The organism is Vibrio sp. S457-15 (assembly GCF_000960545.1).
Classification (GTDB): Bacteria; Pseudomonadota; Gammaproteobacteria; order Enterobacterales; family Vibrionaceae; genus Vibrio; species Vibrio parahaemolyticus.
The window spans coordinates 44,442-62,201 of sequence record NZ_JYOQ01000180.1 but is presented as its reverse complement, the minus strand read 5'-3'; the positions used below and the strand labels follow the sequence as shown (position 1 = coordinate 62,201).

At 44.4% G+C, this 17,760-nt stretch carries 14 protein-coding genes; 9 read left to right on the top strand and 5 right to left on the bottom strand.

Annotation, left to right across the window (positions count from 1 at the left end):
• The first annotated feature begins 193 nt into the window (after window positions 1–193).
• Window positions 194–1,666, top strand: a complete 1,473-nt coding sequence (locus UF05_RS22330; RefSeq protein ID WP_021486516.1) for a carboxypeptidase M32 — start codon at window positions 194–196, stop codon at window positions 1,664–1,666.
• Between the two features lie 64 nt (window positions 1,667–1,730).
• On the opposite strand, the gene UF05_RS22325 is transcribed toward UF05_RS22330, so the two are convergent.
• Window positions 1,731–2,690 carry an LpxL/LpxP family Kdo(2)-lipid IV(A) lauroyl/palmitoleoyl acyltransferase gene (locus UF05_RS22325; protein ID WP_045545218.1) on the bottom strand — a complete coding sequence of 320 codons (960 nt, stop codon included), beginning with the start codon at window positions 2,688–2,690 and terminating at the stop codon, window positions 1,731–1,733.
• 684 nt (window positions 2,691–3,374) lie between these two features.
• Between UF05_RS22325 and UF05_RS22315 the strand changes: the two genes are divergently transcribed.
• Window positions 3,375–4,802 carry an APC family permease gene (locus tag UF05_RS22315; protein WP_005500396.1) on the top strand — a complete coding sequence of 476 codons (1,428 nt, stop codon included), beginning with the start codon at window positions 3,375–3,377 and terminating at the stop codon, window positions 4,800–4,802.
• Window positions 4,803–4,914: 112 nt separating this feature from the next.
• Here UF05_RS22315 and UF05_RS26395 read toward each other — a convergent pair whose 3' ends face one another.
• Complete coding sequence (locus UF05_RS26395; RefSeq protein ID WP_005485673.1) at window positions 4,915–5,274, bottom strand: hypothetical protein; 360 nt, start codon at window positions 5,272–5,274, stop codon at window positions 4,915–4,917.
• A gap of 377 nt (window positions 5,275–5,651) precedes the next feature.
• Between UF05_RS26395 and metA the strand changes: the two genes are divergently transcribed.
• The 7 genes from metA to UF05_RS22275 all read left to right on the top strand — a co-directional run bounded on the left by metA (window position 5,652) and on the right by UF05_RS22275 (window position 15,798).
• Window positions 5,652–6,593, top strand: coding sequence for a homoserine O-acetyltransferase MetA (gene metA / locus UF05_RS22305; RefSeq protein WP_005464332.1), 942 nt, complete (start codon window positions 5,652–5,654; stop codon window positions 6,591–6,593).
• Between the two features lie 149 nt (window positions 6,594–6,742).
• Window positions 6,743–7,468: a type IV pilus biogenesis/stability protein PilW gene (gene pilW / locus UF05_RS22300; protein ID WP_005477819.1), complete on the top strand. Its 726-nt coding sequence runs from the start codon at window positions 6,743–6,745 to the stop codon at window positions 7,466–7,468.
• 330 nt (window positions 7,469–7,798) lie between these two features.
• Window positions 7,799–8,728, top strand: a complete 930-nt coding sequence (locus UF05_RS22295; protein ID WP_045545135.1) for a phosphate/phosphite/phosphonate ABC transporter substrate-binding protein — start codon at window positions 7,799–7,801, stop codon at window positions 8,726–8,728.
• Window positions 8,728–10,887 carry a GGDEF domain-containing phosphodiesterase gene (locus tag UF05_RS22290; RefSeq protein ID WP_045545134.1) on the top strand — a complete coding sequence of 720 codons (2,160 nt, stop codon included), beginning with the start codon at window positions 8,728–8,730 and terminating at the stop codon, window positions 10,885–10,887. The genes UF05_RS22295 and UF05_RS22290 overlap by 1 nt, the downstream gene beginning before the upstream one ends.
• A 174-nt stretch (window positions 10,888–11,061) precedes the next feature.
• Window positions 11,062–14,217, top strand: a complete 3,156-nt coding sequence (locus UF05_RS22285) for a response regulator (RefSeq protein WP_045545133.1) — start codon at window positions 11,062–11,064, stop codon at window positions 14,215–14,217.
• An 11-nt stretch (window positions 14,218–14,228) separates the two neighbouring features.
• Complete coding sequence (locus tag UF05_RS22280; RefSeq protein WP_031850231.1) at window positions 14,229–14,708, top strand: hypothetical protein; 480 nt, start codon at window positions 14,229–14,231, stop codon at window positions 14,706–14,708.
• Window position 14,709: 1 nt separating this feature from the next.
• Window positions 14,710–15,798: an outer membrane protein gene (locus UF05_RS22275; RefSeq protein WP_025525446.1), complete on the top strand. Its 1,089-nt coding sequence runs from the start codon at window positions 14,710–14,712 to the stop codon at window positions 15,796–15,798.
• A gap of 75 nt (window positions 15,799–15,873) precedes the next feature.
• Here the strand turns inward: UF05_RS22275 and UF05_RS22270 are convergent, their stop codons facing one another.
• The 3 genes from UF05_RS22270 to cyaB all read right to left on the bottom strand — a co-directional run bounded on the left by UF05_RS22270 (window position 15,874) and on the right by cyaB (window position 17,745).
• Window positions 15,874–16,500 (bottom strand): sugar O-acetyltransferase, encoded by a 627-nt coding sequence (locus UF05_RS22270; protein WP_045545132.1) that lies wholly within the window; start codon window positions 16,498–16,500, stop codon window positions 15,874–15,876.
• Between the two features lie 183 nt (window positions 16,501–16,683).
• On the bottom strand, window positions 16,684–17,016 hold the full coding sequence (locus UF05_RS22265) for a hypothetical protein (RefSeq protein ID WP_005464576.1): 333 nt from the start codon (window positions 17,014–17,016) through the stop codon (window positions 16,684–16,686).
• 183 nt (window positions 17,017–17,199) lie between these two features.
• Window positions 17,200–17,745, bottom strand: coding sequence for a class IV adenylate cyclase (cyaB, locus tag UF05_RS22260; RefSeq protein ID WP_045545131.1), 546 nt, complete (start codon window positions 17,743–17,745; stop codon window positions 17,200–17,202).
• Between the last annotated feature and the right edge of the window lie 15 nt (window positions 17,746–17,760).

Sequence of the window (17,760 nt, the reverse complement as noted above, 5' to 3'; positions counted from 1 at the left end):
TCATCAATACCGCCAATCAACTCGATTCGCAAGCTTCTTTTTTAAGAGCGCTATACAACCGGATGAATTTGTGGACAATGAGACGTCATTAAATGTTAATTATTAGTAAATTAACTTCAGTTGCTTAGCGCGACTTGATGTGAAGGACCCTTTTCAGGTGTTTAGGGAAAGAACAAAAATAAGAGTAGTCACAATGAATGCATTTACAAAACTCGTCGAACATTCAAAAAAAGTCGCCAACTTTGGCCATTTATTAGAAATTGTAGGCTGGGATCAAGCTGCTGTGATGCCATCAGGCGGTGCTGAAGCACGCTCCAACGCAATGGCTGAACTTGAAGTTCACATCCACTCGCTCATGACTCAGCCGCATCTTGAGGATCTATTTGCACAAGCAGAAGAAGAAACCCTCGCCACGCAAGAGCGAGCCATGTTACGTGAAATGAAACGCGAATGGCAGCTTGCAAACCTTCTTCCAGAATCATTAGTTCAAGCAAGTTCTCTTGCCGGTTCGAAGTGTGAGCACGCTTGGCGCACACAGCGTGCTAATAATGACTGGGCCGGTTTTGAGAAGAACTGGGCAGAAGTTGTAAAGCTATCCCAAGAAGAGGCTCAAATTCGTGCAGACGCAAATGGCACAACGCCATACGATGCGATGCTGAATGTTTACGAGCCAGGCACGACGTCAGCTTCGTTAGATACACTGTTTTCTGACGTCAAAACATGGTTGCCTTCTTTAATTGACGAAGCAATTGAAAAGCAAAAATCAAATAACATTCTGCTTCCTAACGGCCATTACCCTGCTGAAAAACAAAAAGCACTGGGCTTGCAAGTGATGAAGCTGCTTCAGTTCGATTTCGAGCATGGTCGACTCGATGAGAGTGTCCACCCGTTCTGTGGCGGCGTTCCTACCGATGTGCGTATCACAACTCGTTACGATGAGAGTGAGTTTATGCAATCATTAATGGGAATCGTGCACGAAACTGGTCACGCTCGTTATGAACAAGGCTTACCTAAGGAATTGGCTGGCACACCAGCGGGTGAAGCGCGATCGATGGGCATTCATGAATCACAATCTCTATTCTTCGAGATGCAAATTGGCCGCAACAACGCCTTTATCGATCATCTTGCTCGCTTGGCTTCAAATCATTTCTCTGGCAACGAGTTCGCGAAGGACAATCTAGCGAAGATATACACGCGAGTAGAAAAAGGCTTCATCCGAGTTGATGCAGATGAACTGACCTACCCTGCGCACGTTATCCTTCGCTACGAAATTGAACGAGATCTCATGAACGGTGTGATTAAACACACTGACGTCCCTGAATTGTGGAACGAGAAAATGAAAGCGTATCTGGGTCTATCTACAGAGGGCAACTTCAAAAATGGTTGTATGCAAGACATCCATTGGACTGACGGCTCTTTTGGTTATTTCCCATCGTACACACTAGGAGCCATGTACGCGGCACAATTTATGGCAGCGATGAAGAAGACTATCGACGTTGATGGCGTAATTCAAAGTGGTGACCTTTCACCTATCTTTACTTGGCTATCAGACAATATTTGGAGCAAAGGCAGCTTGTTAACGACCGATGAGCTCGTAAAACAAGCAACAGGAGAAACGCTTAATGCTCAACACTTCCAAGCCCACTTAAAAAGTCGTTACCTATAACTGCTGAGCTTAGACTCAAGAAAGTCAATGCCCAAGGAACGCAGCTCCTTGGGCATTTTTCTTTTTAAATACTGATATCCATTGCAGGGACAAATCTTGGTTTATACAAGCAGTCTTCACCTTCTGGCCTAGTTTTAAAACGTCGGTGGAGCCACATGTATTGGCTTGGGCTTGCCATGATAGATGTTTCAACAATTTTATTAACGAAAGCCGCAGCACTATCGGGATCGTCTTTTGGAAAACCATCCACTGGCGCATCAATCGTCAAGGTATAATGCCCATCTTCGCCTCTGACCATCGTAAATGGGACAATTGCGCAATTTGTATTATCAACTAACAAGCTAGTGCCCGTTGTTGTACAGGCATTTTTAACCGCGAACAACGGAGCAAACGTCGAACGTCTGTTTCCGTAATCATGATCCGGCGCATACCAAACACGCTCGCCAGAGTTGAGTGCTTCAAGCATGGCTTTGACATTTTTACGATCGATCAACGTACGGTTAGAACGAGAACGGCCTTTGTATTGGAAATAGTCGAAACACGGATTGTTGTTTGGTCGATAGACACCCGTCCCAGATTTTTGAATGCCAAATGCGCGAGCACCTAATTCCAAGTTCATTGAATGGACGGCCAACATTAAGGCACCTTTACCGGACTTTTCTAACGCTTCTAAATGCTCCATTCCTTTAATCGTAACGTGCTTACTGACTCTTTTATCTGACCAAAACCATGCCATCGCTGTTTCGAAGAGTGCAATACCGGAGTTGTCGATATTATCTTTTAAAATCGCCTCGCGTTGAGATTCGCCCATGTGAGGAAAACAAAGCTCAAGATTCCGCCGTATCGTCACTTGACGCTTTTTCATTATTCGCATGGCTAAACGGCCAATACCGCGTCCTAGTGCTAATTGAACATTAAAAGGAAGAAGGCTCAATGAGTACATCACGCCGATGAGAATTAACGTACCCCAATAACGAGGTAAAAGAAATTTAGCCTTAAATTCAGGCTTTTTGTATTTATTCATATATGAAATGTCAGATGCGAGCATCTATAAGTGGGAGAAACAATGATAATAAAAAGCACTTTTATCATTGATAACGCTAATAACATAAATTAAAGCGCGCGGATTCTATGGTTCTTCGACACACTACACAATAAGAACTTTACAAGAATATGTTGGGCGTGCAAAAACACCAAAGACGAGCTCGGACATTAACATCAACAGATGAAATGAATCCACCCGCCTTTCATAAAGTTTGGATAAACATAACCGTGTATTTACAATACCTTGGATTGCGTATTACCCCCAAAGAGCGGCGATCAGAAAAATAGCCGCAAACAATCCAGCGATAACTAACATTAAGTATGATAGTTTGCCTGTTCCACCTTTTGGCGCTTGATTACAACACCCCATTTGTCTTCTCCTTAACGATTTTCGTTCCCTTTAACTTAGCGCTTACCCTTGGGTGAAGGTCAACCTGTGGCAGTTTGTTGTGTGTCTTTTTACTTTTTTCGCGCCAATGCACCAACGTAAACGTTTACATTGATTACAAATAAATCACTGAGTTTTCGGTTCATTTTTGGGTAAATACATACCATTTTTCGCTATATACCCGCCGTTTATAACAACCCTACAATACGCGCGTCTTACTTGTAGCACGCGGGTTTTCCAACCATGAATTCGTGGCTCGTTTATTAAAGGTATCGAATGAGCAATATCGCCAAGTCCGCCGTTAAACTCAGTGTTTTCTCGGTGATCATGATTACGGTTACATCCGTTGATAGCATCAGAAACATACCGGGTGCCGCCTTATTTGGTAGTCATGCCATCTCTTTCTTTTTACTTGCTGGTTTATGCTTTTTCGTTCCCACGGCTTTAGTGTGTGCCGAGCTAAGCACGACTTACCCTCAACAGGGTGGCGTCTATCTTTGGGGAAAAGAAACGATTGGACCTAACTTCGGCTTTGCAACCGTTTGGTATCAATATGCGGAAAATATCGTTTATTACCCGCCACTGATCTCTTTCATTGTCGCTACAGGTGCCTACCCATTTTTCCCTGAACTGGCGCAGAATAATATTTTCATGTTAATCATGATTAACGTGATTTTTTGGGCGCTAACATTGGTAAATATATTCGGCTTACGTTTGTCATCGATGATCACAAACGTGTTTGGCACTCTAGGGCTCATTTTCCCAATTTTGCTGATTATTGGCTTAGGTGGTTACTGGGCATATACCAATCCGGGTGAGTCCCATATCTCCCTTAGTCATGTCTCTGACTGGCTACCCGATTTCTCTCAAGATGGAATAGGGGCAGGTTTCACCGCTGTCGTGCTTTCATTGACTGGTTTAGAAATTACCACCTCATATGCAAGTGAGGTAGAAAATCCACAAAAGGCGTATCCAAAAGCACTCTTAGCTTCTACGGCGCTGATTTTGGTATCTTTAACAGCTTGCTCACTGTCAATTTCATCGGTGGTATCAAGCGATCACGCCAGCTTAAGCGAAGGTGTGATCTTAGCGTTCAAAACCTTCTTTGATGATTTGAACCTCTCATTCATGCTGCCTGTGATTGCTTTGGCGATTGTGTTTGGCACGCTAGCAAGCTTGAACAACTGGATTATTGCACCGACAAAGAGTTTGCATGTAGCGGCGAAAGACCAGTTTATGCCAATTGCACTGTCGAAAGAAAATCAAAACCAAGCACCTGTCGCCCTACTCTTATTGCAAGGGGCTATCGTTAGCGTGTTGTCATTAGTGTTTATTTTGGTTCCAAACGTTAACCAAGGTATGTGGCTGCTGAACATCTTAATGACTCAGTTGTACATGGTGATGTACGTGTGTATCTTTATTAGTTTTTTGGTGTCACGACGCAAACACGCAGACATCGAACGACCATTTAGAGTCCCTGGCGGTAAAGTGGGAATGAGCTTGGTGGCAGGTTTAGGATTAATTAGCTGTATGATCACTATCGTGGTGTCGTTCGACGTACCAGCAGGTATCAGCGCAGAAACGGGCGCGTATGCACTCGTATTGGGGTTCATCGCATTCAGTTTGCCAGCTATCGCGGCGGTGATGTATCGCAATCGAAAAGTTCGCTCTCAAGCTCAACTAATCGAAGCATTAGCAAGCTAATTTTTCCGAAATACGCAATAGAATAAAGCCGCGGCAGTTACCTGTCGCGGCTTTTTATTTTTACATATTTTGTCTAAAAGTCATGCAAAGCATTCTTGTAACCCCACGCGTTCTAGTGGGTATTTCGTTTGCCTTCTTTTTGGTATTGCTGAGAAATTTCGAAGTAGATATGCATGTCTATTGGCTCAGGTGTGTTCAAAAGCATTTTGCCGACTTCGCGCTGAAAATGGCCGTAGTTCCCAAGCTCATCGGTTAGGCCTAGTTGCTCGTAACATGATTCGCTTGCGAACATGCCATACGCGTAATAATGATGATTTAGATCTTTTTGTTTGTCATAGCCAAGCTCTTGAAGTGCCTGATCAATTTCATCGGGAACGTAAGTGTTTTTATCGCCAAACGAACGCAACAACACGCTTGGAACCTCTTGAGCAATGCTCTGAATTTTCGTTTTTTTCTTAAAAATACCGAACATAATGTCCTCCACTGACGATGTCTCCAAATACCACACACAACGTGGGTTGAGCGAGCGAATAGTTTTTAGTATGGCTCACGATTTAAAGACTAAGTTACATTCAAGTCACGTTTGTATACTAACTTGATCGCATAATCCGCATCAAATAATAGTCACCTCGTTTCACCCTCGTCTCATCAGAAACCCTGTTTTAATCACAATTGCTGGCTGCTTTGCTGTGCCTTTCCCATACTATCTAATAGGCGTCGCCATCTTCTGCTATCAGTGTTTTGAAATAACCTTGGCTAAAGTCACATTTCGTATCGACATCCATTTTAATTTAAGTTAGCTTTAGAAGTATAGACGTCTAGATTGACTAAGCTTAGGGAGAGAAAGTCGTGCCAATTAGAATTCCAGATCAACTACCTGCTTCAGATGTACTAAGGACAGAGAACATCTTTGTAATGAGCGAAACTCGTGCCGCGAGTCAAGAAATACGTCCTTTGCGAGTACTGATTCTGAATTTGATGCCCAAGAAAATCGAAACAGAAACACAGTTTCTTCGCCTCCTTTCAAACAGTCCATTGCAAGTAAACGTCGAGCTACTGCGCATCGATAATCGACCAAGCAAAAACACACCAACCGAGCATTTAGATACGTTTTACCGTCAGTTTGAGATGGTAAAAGGGAAGAATTTCGACGGTCTTATCATCACTGGTGCGCCACTTGGTCTGGTGCAATTTGAAGATGTGATCTATTGGGATCATTTAAAAACCATCATGGAATGGGCGAAAGACCATGTTACCTCGACGTTGTATGTGTGTTGGGCGGCGCAAGCAGGCTTAAAGTTGTTGTATGACTTGCCGAAAAAAACGCGTAAAGAAAAGCTTTCCGGTGTGTATCATCACCAAATTCATAATCCATTCCACCCTATTCTGCGTGGGTTTGATGATACGTTTTTAGCGCCCCATTCGCGTTATGCCGATTTTTCGCCACACTTTTTAGAAGAACATACCGACTTAGATATTCTCGCCACATCCGATGTGGCGGGCGTATATCTGGCAACGACCAAAGACAAGCGAAACGTGTTTGTTACCGGCCATCCAGAATATGACTCACACACTCTTCACAATGAGTACATTCGGGATTTGGGTGAAGGGATGGAGCCAGCAATCCCGGTCAATTACTACCCGAACAACAACCCAGATAACCCTCCCATTGCGAGTTGGCGAAGCCACGGACACTTGCTGTTCTTGAACTGGCTCAACTACTGCGTATACCAACAAACGCCTTACGATCTGGATCACTTCAGCGAAGATGCTTTCACTAAAGACGATTAAATCAACGAATTAAGTTTGTGAACCGAGCCGCCATCTGGCGGCTTTTTCATATCAGTTTGCAAACCTGATCGCATAGTGCTTTTTCCTCAATGGGCTTTTGCTACGTAATTCATATCATGCTGTCAGATTCAGGGATGTGGGGAAGAAGAATGAAAACCGTAACGCTCAGTGCACTAATGTTGATGACTCAGTTTGCACTCGTAGGCTGTGTTACCGTAAAAGAAAACGGCGCTCCTATCGTGAAAGCCGATCCTGTTGCTATGGCAGAATCTCGCATTGCTCTTGGGCTTGGTTATCTCGAAGGTGGCAATATGATCCGAGCACACGACAACTTGCAACAAGCCTTGAGCCACGCCCCACAATACTACCGCGCACAGCTTTCTATGGCACACTACTACGAAACTGTTGGTGAAGATGCGAAAGCAGAAGACATGTACAAACGCTCTTTACGCCAACACACCAAAAACGGCAACGTACTCAATAACTACGGAACATTTCTATGTAAACGAGGTGATTTCCAACAAGCCGACCAAATGTTTAACCGCGCAATTGAACAACCTTATTACTACCTCATCCCTGCAAGCTACGAAAACGCCGCTTTCTGCGCATTAAAATCACAAGATAAAGACAAAGCAAAATACTACTTTACGCGAGCTATCGATCACGACCCACACCGCCCAAAATCGATTCTCCAACTGGCTAAACTCGAAATAGAAAGTGGCAACTTTACCGATGCAAGAATTCGACTGATGCGATTTAATCAAATGTACGGTGTGAAAAAACCGTCACTGCAACTTATGATCGAGTTAGAACGTGCGGCAGGTAATGAAGCGCTAGAGCAAAAATACGTAAAACAGTTAGAACGCATGTCTTAACGAGCCACACTAATAACCCAAACAGCATAAGTCTTTGCTTAACCTCTCATTTTATTTTCAGGCTCACTTACACCGTTCAAGTTAAGTGAGCCTTGTTTCTCAGAACGCCGACAAATCCCCTGTTTCACTTGTGTTTCAGTCACTGAAAGAGCGACATTACTCCTGTACTTAACATTCAAAATCGGTACTATTTGAAAGATACGTGACCGAGTCACTTTTTGAGTTCTAACTCAATAATTACTGAATGATTGTGCGCTTCGTTGAAGTGCAATTTGCTTTTATTATGAATCTTGTCGTTCAAGAACATATACCCAAGGATGTTGACGCCGGATGAAACCTGCCTGCACACTCTTACTGCTTGCTTCTTTAAGCTCCCCCTTTCTTGCTAGCGCTCAACCCGTCAATGACCTCGTATTTACCGTAGGTATCGTTTCCGACAAAGCAAAAAGTAAAATCAAAAAAGCAACACCCTTTGCTCAATATGTGTCCGGAAGGCTGAATCACCTCGGTTATACCTCTGGGTCGGTACAAGTCTTCAACAACTATGGACAACTTGCAGTTGCTCTCAAAAATGGCAGCGTTCAAATTGCAACAGCTACACCGTTTAACGCCGTAACCCTAGAACGAGAATCTAACAGCCAAGTGCTCGCCGTAAGGTGGAAAAAGGGACTCGAAAAATACCACTCTGTATTTTTCACCCATCAAGACAGTGGCATTCATTCCTTGGCCGATCTGCGCGGCAAAACGCTCATTTTCGAGAGTCGCAACTCCACCAGCAGCTTTTACTTACCTGCCATTACATTGCTCAACCAAGGCGAAAAATTAGAATACCTTCGCTCTATTGGTGCTCACCCAACGAAAGACCGTATCGGCTATTTGTTTTTGGATGAACATTTGGAACAATCCAACGAAATCAACCTATCCGTTTGGGTGTATAAACAGCGCGTTGCCGCAGGGGCGTTCAGTAATTTCAACTGGAACAACCCAAAAGATTTGCCAGAAAACATGAAGGAAAAACTGACCATTTTCCATAACTCGGTGGAGATCCCGCGTGATTTGGTTTTAGCGTCGCCTACTTTGAGCCAATCGACCAAAAATGAAATTACATCGATTTTATTGAAAATGGATGCCTCACCAGAAGGTTTGCATGCCTTGGATGTATTCCAAAATACCAAGCGCATATCAGCACTCACGCCAGATATGGCAACGTCTCTCGACACGGTTCGAAAGTCCGTTAACTTGCTACCAAAGGCAAACTGATGCTGAACAAACTTTCGCTAGAAACCAAATACATTTTCGCGACCATCTCCGTCGTTGTTTTGGTGGTTGCGGTCAACCTTGTACTTTACATGCATGGCTACGACACATACTCAAACAATCTCGCGCAGCAGATTACGCAAAATTCTCAAGATAAGACGGAATCCTACGTCAAACAAAAAGGATTAGTGTACGCGGAGTTGTTGTCTAAGCAGCTGTTTGATCCGCTTTACAACGATAACATCAGCCAAGTCTATGGACAGATTACGGCAACCTTAAGCCAACCGGACGTATCAAAAATCCATGTTGTAGATAACGATGGACTTGTATTCCACGACGGTACACCTCAGCTTGCCATGTTTGCTCAGCCCCACTACCGCTCAGACTTTATTCTTAAGGCAATTGAACAAGAACGTGTCCAAGTCGCTCTATCTAGAGAACAACTGGAAATTGCCGCGCCTATTCACCAATCAGATGTGACGCTTGGAGCCGTATATTTGGAGCTTAACCTTGCCCATTTATTAGAAGAAAAAGAGCAAAACATTGCCCAAGTTGCAGCGATAACGTCTAAAGATAAACACAACATGTTTATTTTGCTGCTGGCAATCAGCATTATTTCTATCTTCATGGGTAGCTTATTCGCGTTTGCCGTAGGTCGATCGTTGGTGAAACCAATCAAACAGTTGAGTGAACAGTTTTCGGAATTTGATACCCAAGCACTTCCAGTTACCGATATTCAACGCAAAGATGAAATTGGTGAGCTGATTACTGCCTATAACAAGATGTCTAACAAGGTAAACACCTACACAACCCGTGTTGAGTTCATGGCCTATCACGACATTCTGACTTCGCTTTCTAATCGTGAAAAGCTGCTGATTGATCTTCAAGAACAAATCAGCGCCAAGCGAGCGCCAGCGCTTGCCGTCCTATTTGTCGATTTGGATGATTTTAAGCACATCAACGACAACTACGGCCACAATGTTGGGGACAAATTACTGGTACACCTTTCGGCACTATTGAGAAAGGAACTGCCAATTTATATCGAACCAGATTATCGACCATGGATACTCGCAAGCCGCGTTGGGGCGGATGAGTTTGTCGTCGTATTCCCTTGCAACAACAGCTTAGAAGCGCGCGAGATTGCCAACCAAATTCATAGACAAGTGCTATCGCCATTGAGGCTCGACAGTCACAATATCCGCTTAACCACCAGCCTTGGTGTTGCGGTATATCCAGAGTTTGGCTGTAACGCAGATTCGTTGCTGCAACTTTCATCCCTTGCCGCACAAGAATCAAAACGTCGCGGCAAAGACATTATGTCCGTTTACGATCCCGCATTCGATGCGACGGTGAAACAACGACTCTATATCGAAAGAGAACTGAGTCGCTCCATCCACGACTTATCTCAGTTTGAGCTTTGGTATCAACCTAAATTTGACCTTAAGACCTACCAGTTGGTTGGGGTTGAAGCTTTAGTGCGATGGAATCATCCCGAGAAAGGTTACATTGGCCCTGAACAGTTTATTCCGATTGCAGAACAAAACGACTTGATTCTCGATCTTGGTGAGCATTTGATCGAAACCGCGATCAAGCAAAGAGCGGAATGGGCAGAAGCATTTGACCATGATTTTCATATCGCGTTGAACTTGTCCCCACGACAAATCTACCGTCAGGATCTTAGCCTCATATTTGAGCACTTTTTATCGCAATACAATGTATCCGCAACAGACATTCACGTAGAAGTGACGGAGTCACTTTTGATGGACGACATAGAAAAAGCCCACTTCGTTTTGCGCAAACTGCAAGCCACTGGTATTGAAGTCTGGTTAGATGATTTTGGTACTGGCTATTCTGCCCTGTCCTATCTTCAACAAGTTAACTTTGATGGGCTTAAAATCGATCGCTCGTTTATCGCACAAACCCAGCAAGACAACAAAGATGACTCTCTGGTACGCGCCATCATTTCAATGGCTCACAACCTCGGAATGAAAGTTGTGGCAGAAGGTATAGAAACCCAAACACAACTGGCGCTGATCGAGCGTCTAAATTGCGATGTGGCACAAGGCTTTTTCTTAGGCAAGCCTGTTCCAGCGGCGCAGCTCCTAGAACTGGAAAACACCTGCCAAGCAATGAAGCACAATGCCTCTTCCATCGTAGGTTAAAAACTGGCATGAAAAGCTCATAACGCTCTGCTTCTTGCTTGGCGTTATGAGAAGCTTTCTGCAAAACACGTCACATTTTTATCCCCTTTTAAACCCGATTGCACTCACAGCGCTAACAACCCAAATAGATAAACTACACTTTTCATATCAACCCTTTGGATATGGAAATGCGCTGTGGTCGGAATTTTTTCGTGGAATAACCTGTCAGTAAAACACAAACTGTTTGGCCTTGTCTTACTGCCAATCATTTCGTTGTTTTTTCTGGCGGGACAACACGTTCATAACCTTTCGACTCAAGCTCAAGATTTACAAAAAGCTCAATTATTCTCTGTTTATATCGACAAAGTCTCTTACCTGTTTAATTTACCCAATAACCCATCCATCCCGAATAAAGCTGACAAAACAGCGCAGTTCATTCAAGAACTAAAAGAAACGACCCCCCGCGTTTTTGGCGACAATTCTGAGGTTTTGCCTCTACTTGCGAGTTTTGAAGAAGCCAGCCTCTCGATGTTTACAGCAATCGATATCGAAGAAAAACTGGATATTGCAGAATGGCGAGCAGATACTTTTGAGCAAATCCTACTTAATCTCGACAAGGTCTATTTTAGTAACGTCAGTTACGAAACCGATCGCCATCTTTCCTCCTTAATGCAATTGGAATGGTTAATGTTTTGGTCGACGGAAGAGCGTCGATTGAGTGAATATCTCATTTATTCAGCCAATAAGCGTCTTCATTACGACGACGCTGTTCGTGATGAGATTCAGTCTCTGATTCAAAACCAACAACTGCTTGTAGAGCGCTTCGTCGCGCTCAATGCCAACCATAACCAAGTCCAATTGCTGATAGAAACCTTTAGCAACAAGGTATTTCAAACTAGCCAAGAATTTCGTGATAAGTTACTTAACCAAGAGGAACTACAAGCGTTATCTCCTCTTAAAACGGGAGCTGGACTTGCTGCGCTGAACACGCGACTGGCGCTACTTCATGACATCGACGACACGATGGAACATGAGCTGCAAACGAAGCTCGCACAAACCATTAAAGCAACCACGCAACAGCGGTTGGTATTCATTGTTATTATGTCGTTGGTGACGATTCTTGTTATCAGTTTAACCATTCGCTTGGTGCGTAAAGTGACCAACAACCTGCATCTAGTTCTTGAATTTTTAAGCCGCGAAAATTACAGCGAAGACTCACCACTTTCGGAGCTCATCAAAGGCAAAGATGAGTTAAGCAAGTTTGCTCAAGAAGTGGAAAAGCTCAGTCATGAGAGAGAACAAGCAAAGCAGAAACTCACCAAAGCCAAAGAAGACGCAGAGCGCGCCAAAGACGACGCGATTGAAGCCAGCAAAGCGAAAAGTAGCTTCCTCGCGAACATGTCGCACGAGATTCGTACTCCGCTCAACGGTGTAATAGGTATTTCTGAAGTGCTGGCAGACACTCCGTTGACGGCTACACAGCGAGATTACGTCGACACAATAGAGACGTCTTCCCAATTGCTGCTCAGCCTGATTAATGACGTGTTGGATTTTTCCAAAATTGAGTCCGGCATGTTGCTGATAAGTCCTCATTCAACCTGCGTGCGAGAATCAATTTATGACATCGCCTCAATCGTGTCCCCAAAAGCAAAAGAGAAAGGCATCGAATTAACCGTCAGCATTAGCCCAAACACGCCTTATCACATCGTCATTGACGATCACCGCTTGCGTCAGGTGATCATGAACTTCATGTCCAATGCCGTTAAATTTACGGAACGAGGCAGTGTAGAGCTTTCGATTACCACGCTTGAAAGTAATGAATCGGAAGCCATCATCGAGTTTTCCGTGCAAGACTCAGGCATCGGCATCGATGAGCAGCAACAGAAACGAATCTTCGCACCATTCGCTCAGGAGGACGACTCCACCACCCGCCAATTTGGAGGTACAGGTTTAGGCCTTGCCATCAGTACGCAACTCGTCGAACTCATGGGCGGAAGCATACAACTTGAATCTGAAAAAGGCCGCGGAAGCCGTTTCTACTTCCAACTCACAGCGTCGATTTCTCAAGCCCATTTTCGTGCTCGACATACCGTGAATAACCAAATCTGGCTCGTCTGTGACGACACTGACCTAGAAACAAAACTGCGTAATGAGTTGAGCTTCTATCAAATTCAAGTGCATCAATCTGTTCATGATCTTAGTGCTCTTCCAACATGGATTAACGACAAAGAACGCATCATCATTCTTTATGTTGAAACGACGCCAGATGCCGCAGTGAAGAACACAGATTTGATGCGAAATTTGGAACATCAACATGTGCAAGTTTGCCTAATCAAACATCTACACAGCCAACAGCTTGATTTCGGTCACCGTGTTGCAGCGATCATTACTCAACCTTTGCTAGGACAACGTCTACTCAAAGCGCTTGAAAGCTGTGCTGAACGATTTACTCAATCTATTTCCGTCGTTCAGCCTGCAACCCGACTTGAAACATTACCCAAAGTGCTCGTTGTAGACGACAATACTGTGAACCAAAAAATTGCTGGGTTGCATGTCACCAAAGCCGGCTTTAGTTTTGATGTCGCTGCGAATGGTGAGGAAGCGGTCGACATGTTCAGAACATCCCAATACTGTCTGATTTTGATGGACTGCATGATGCCGGTGATGGATGGGTTTGAGGCAACAAAACAGATCCGACAAATAGAGCAGAAAGAAAATCGAACGTTCCGCATTCCTATCATCGCGTTAACAGCAAGCGTTGTTGATGACGATATTCAAAAGTGTTTTGACGTCGGCATGGACGACTACGTACCAAAACCGTTTAAGGCGGATTTGCTCAAAGAGAAACTTGATAAAGCCGTTGGGTTGCGACTTCCCGTAACTGCGTCGACAAAGCTCAACCAATCAAGCTTGCCCACTTTTGAAGAACCCGAATTTAAACAACGCGTTGGTGAGGCGTTAAGTGCTGTGCCAATGCGACGTGAACGGATTTTATTGGTGGAAGATAACCGGGTGAATCAAAAAGTTGCTTCTTTACTGTTAAGCAAGGCTGGCTATCAGTTTGAAGTCGCGGAAAATGGCCAGATCGCAGTGGAGATGTTCCAGCGCGATGGTGGTTTCGACATCATTTTAATGGACTGCATGATGCCGGTGATGGATGGTTTCGAAGCAACGAAACAGATCCGCGCTTATGAAGCAAGCTTAGGACTCGAAAAGACGCCGATCATCGCGCTAACAGCCAGTGTGGTCGACGACGATATTCAACGCTGTTTTGACTCTGGAATGGACGCTTATGTGCCTAAACCAGTGAGAAAGGAGAAACTGTTGCATCAAATCGAAAACGTAATGTAGGCGAGCCACATATGAGCATGATTCTCCCCCCTCATAATCAACGAGCGCTGCGACTACTGGTCTCCACTTGTTTGCTGCTTATATTTCTATTGCCTTGGAGCCATCAGGCACTTGCCGCAGAAAGTTACGCCATTTTCTCACTTAACGCTCAGTTTGACGCGTTGACCATTAATAAAGCGAGGAAGCTCTACCGAGGCAAAACCAGACTATTACAAGGCCAACGAATTGAACTCTCTGATTGGCCAGAGACGTCCGTTGAACGAACGGAGTTCTATCGCTACCTGCTTAATAAAAACTTGGCTCAAATGAATGCGCATTGGGCCAGCCTTTCGTTTTCAGGCAAGGCGCGTCCACCCAAAGTAATTGATCAACCCAGTATTGAAATCTTGTTAGCGTGGATGCGAGAACAACCTAATCGCATTGGCTATGCCCCCGTCGACTCGTTGCCGTCGGATGCTCATGTTCTTTATGTCGTCAGTTCGGAGAAATGAAATGAAGAGATCGCTCCTCGCAGTACTTATTAGCAGTGTCGCTTTTCCGAGCTTAGCAACAGTAGAACTGACCGATAACTTATCGCTTAGCGGGTTTGGCTCCATTGCTTGGGCGCAGTCCGACAACGAAACTTCATTGCTCGTGAATCGATTTATTGATGATGACAGCTGTTTCGATTGCGACACCACATTCGGCCTCCAACTTGATTACTTCTATCAAGCTTTTCGTGCTTCTGTTCAAGTCGTCAAGCGACCGCAAGATCATTGGAGTGAACCCAAAATAGAATGGGCTTACCTCGCTTACACCTATAACAACGTCGAAATTCGTGGCGGTCGATTGCGTTTGCCTGTATTCCTTATTTCTGAATACAACTATGTGGGACAAGCGTTTACCACCGCCAGACCGCCGAACGAAGTGTATGACAGCATTCTCGGGATCACGGCGTATGATGGCTTATCCGTTAGGTGGAATTACGACCTTAGTGAGAATGTGATGATCACTGCAATGCCGTTTGTGGGCTATGGTTACAGCAGCGACGTTACCATCAGTGAAGATACGGACATTAGTATAGACACCAACTATTCAGCAGGGCTTAACTTGACGTTAAGCGGTGATAACTACCGTTGGAACTTTGCGTATTTGAATGCCGAGTACGATCAAACCACCGTACTTTCTAACGCCATGCAGCCCATACTTGGCCAAGGCAGCGCGGCGGGAGCAATACGGCTGAAAGATGAAGACCAACACATCCAGCTGTTTTCGCTGGGTGCAAAATATGAGTTTGACCGTATAACCGTCACAGCCGAAGGACAAACCAGCGATATCTCGACCTCGTGGTACGCCGCAACCAGCTACAACCTAAACAAGTTCACCCCTTACGTGGTTTATGGCCAGCAGTTTGACGACAACGAAAAGAAGACCGGTGACAGCGTCCTGACAGGGTTAAGGTTTGACGTGGATTACAACGTGTCAGTGAATGCCGAATGGCAACACTTTAACGCCTTCAACAACGACTCCGGCGCGTTTTCTCTCCCACCAACCGATACCAATGCCAACCTCTACACGGTGATGTTGAATTTCGTCTTTTAGCTACTCAATACAAACAAAGGCAGATTGGATGATCCATCTGCCTTTTCTTGTTTCTATCGCTTCATGTGCCCAGCGTTAAGCCTCTTTTTGGTCTCGATAGACATTGCCCTCGACTTTACGATCCTTGAAGTAAAACTCTCGGTCATGCTCGCCGATTTCACGTAGCACACGACAAGGGTTCCCCACCGCAACGACATTACTTGGAATATCTTTAGTCACAACGCTCCCTGCACCAATAACCGAGTTTTCACCAATCGTCACACCCGGTAACACCACGGAATTTGCGCCAATCCAAACATTGTCTTCGATGTGAACCGGAATATTGAACTGAGCAACTTCACGACGTAAACCTGGCTCTATAGGATGCCCTGCTGTCGCAATCGTCACGTTCGGGCCAATCATCACGGAATTGCCGATATAAATATAGGTGTCATCGACAAGTGTAAGATTGAAGTTGGCGTACACATTATCACCCAGATAAGTGTGACGCCCCCAGTTTGCTCGAAGCGGTGGCTCTAAATAACAGTTATCGCCCACAGACCCAAGTAAACGCTGAAGAATTTCACCACGTTTTTCGCCCTCTGAAGGTCGCGTTTGGTTGTAGTCATAGAGAATCTCTAGGCATTGCGTTTGCTGTTTTGCGAGTTCTTCGTCAGTACAAAAATAAATCTTCTGACTATGCAGCATTGATTGTCGGTCCATGTATCCATCTCATTTAACGTTCTATTACCTTCGGTCTTACAATAACCAATCACAGTAGACAGACCGGAGTATGTCTTGTAGAAACTAGCAGACCTTGCATGAACAAAATTTGCAAAAAATCATAGAAACCTTGCGGATTACTGCACGAAAAAACAGGAAGTTGCGCCATCGCACAAAATGAAATTAACTCACTGATGAATTGTTTTGCTTTGCTTTTTCTCGCTTCATCTTTAGCTGCTTATCTTTACGTTTTAGAGCACGGAAGAACTTGGACTCTTCGTGATACCAGCCCACAACACTAATCGGGAAACCAACTAACATCATGATGAAGAAATCTGCCGGAAACTGCTCCGTCACGTCCTGAAAAGTGTGAAGCTCTCCAAAGATGAACAAACCGATAATTTTACCCACCAACAACGCACAACAAATCATAAAAAACGATTTCATGATGTAGTGCCATTTTCCTTTCTTTCTCTCCTCTCGCCAATAAACATACTTATGTTCTCGGTTATACATTACTCCTCCACAAAGTGACAGCGTCACTCATTAAATGATAGTGTGGGTTCAGTGCATCAGCACTATGGTAATCATAGTGCTGTTTACTAGGAGTTGCCTGTCAAACCAATGAGAAGAACACAAAAATGACATTGTGTTTTGGGAAGAATTCGCTTCGCGTTTTAGAAAGGAAAGAAATAGCGACTATGCTGATAAAATCTCTTTGTATGAGCGATGCTCTCTATCCGCTTCGCTCAGATGAAACTGCTGCGCAAGTGCGACTAATCGCTCGCGATAGCGAGCTAAAGCAGTTTCGTCATCGGTCATAATAGCGAACTCCGCAAAGTGACCAAAACCATCGAGAAAATCTAAGGTGATATGGAACTCGCCGACAAAGAAGATACTTCTGATTTTCTTGCTGCATTGAATCACTTCGTAGCCCATGTTTTCGAGCATACTTTGAGCAGAATCTAACTTAGTGATATTTGTTGCTTCACAACGGTCAGCTTCTGGCCCTTTTACAATCCACAGTTTGATGCCGGCAGGCTGAATTTCTCTGAGTACTAAACTCTTCCCCTGCTTAGTCAGCGTGCGTTGTGGGGTATCGTAAAACCAATCTGACTCTTGGTTGTTTTCGAACATGACTTCATGCTCAATCTGTTTGAGCATGTTTAAAAATGCATCATGATTTTTTACTCGATACTTTAACTCGACTTCAAACTGCCCTTGGAAATGCGCGTCACTCACCACTCGCCTCTACTACAT

What these genes read in the sequence shown, in the direction of transcription:
- pilW (WP_005477819.1), top strand. Translation starts at nt 6,743, where the DNA reads ATGAAAACCGTAACGCTCAGTGCACTAATGTTGATGACTCAGTTTGCA.
- UF05_RS22265 (WP_005464576.1), bottom strand. Translation starts at nt 17,016, where the DNA reads ATGTATAACCGAGAACATAAGTATGTTTATTGGCGAGAGGAGAGAAAG.
- UF05_RS22275 (WP_025525446.1), top strand. Translation starts at nt 14,710, where the DNA reads ATGAAGAGATCGCTCCTCGCAGTACTTATTAGCAGTGTCGCTTTTCCG.
- UF05_RS22315 (WP_005500396.1), top strand. Translation starts at nt 3,375, where the DNA reads ATGAGCAATATCGCCAAGTCCGCCGTTAAACTCAGTGTTTTCTCGGTG.
- UF05_RS22280 (WP_031850231.1), top strand. Translation starts at nt 14,229, where the DNA reads ATGAGCATGATTCTCCCCCCTCATAATCAACGAGCGCTGCGACTACTG.
- UF05_RS22290 (WP_045545134.1), top strand. Translation starts at nt 8,728, where the DNA reads ATGCTGAACAAACTTTCGCTAGAAACCAAATACATTTTCGCGACCATC.
- UF05_RS22270 (WP_045545132.1), bottom strand. Translation starts at nt 16,500, where the DNA reads ATGGACCGACAATCAATGCTGCATAGTCAGAAGATTTATTTTTGTACT.
- UF05_RS22325 (WP_045545218.1), bottom strand. Translation starts at nt 2,690, where the DNA reads ATGAATAAATACAAAAAGCCTGAATTTAAGGCTAAATTTCTTTTACCT.
- UF05_RS26395 (WP_005485673.1), bottom strand. Translation starts at nt 5,274, where the DNA reads ATGTTCGGTATTTTTAAGAAAAAAACGAAAATTCAGAGCATTGCTCAA.
- UF05_RS22295 (WP_045545135.1), top strand. Translation starts at nt 7,799, where the DNA reads ATGAAACCTGCCTGCACACTCTTACTGCTTGCTTCTTTAAGCTCCCCC.
- UF05_RS22330 (WP_021486516.1), top strand. Translation starts at nt 194, where the DNA reads ATGAATGCATTTACAAAACTCGTCGAACATTCAAAAAAAGTCGCCAAC.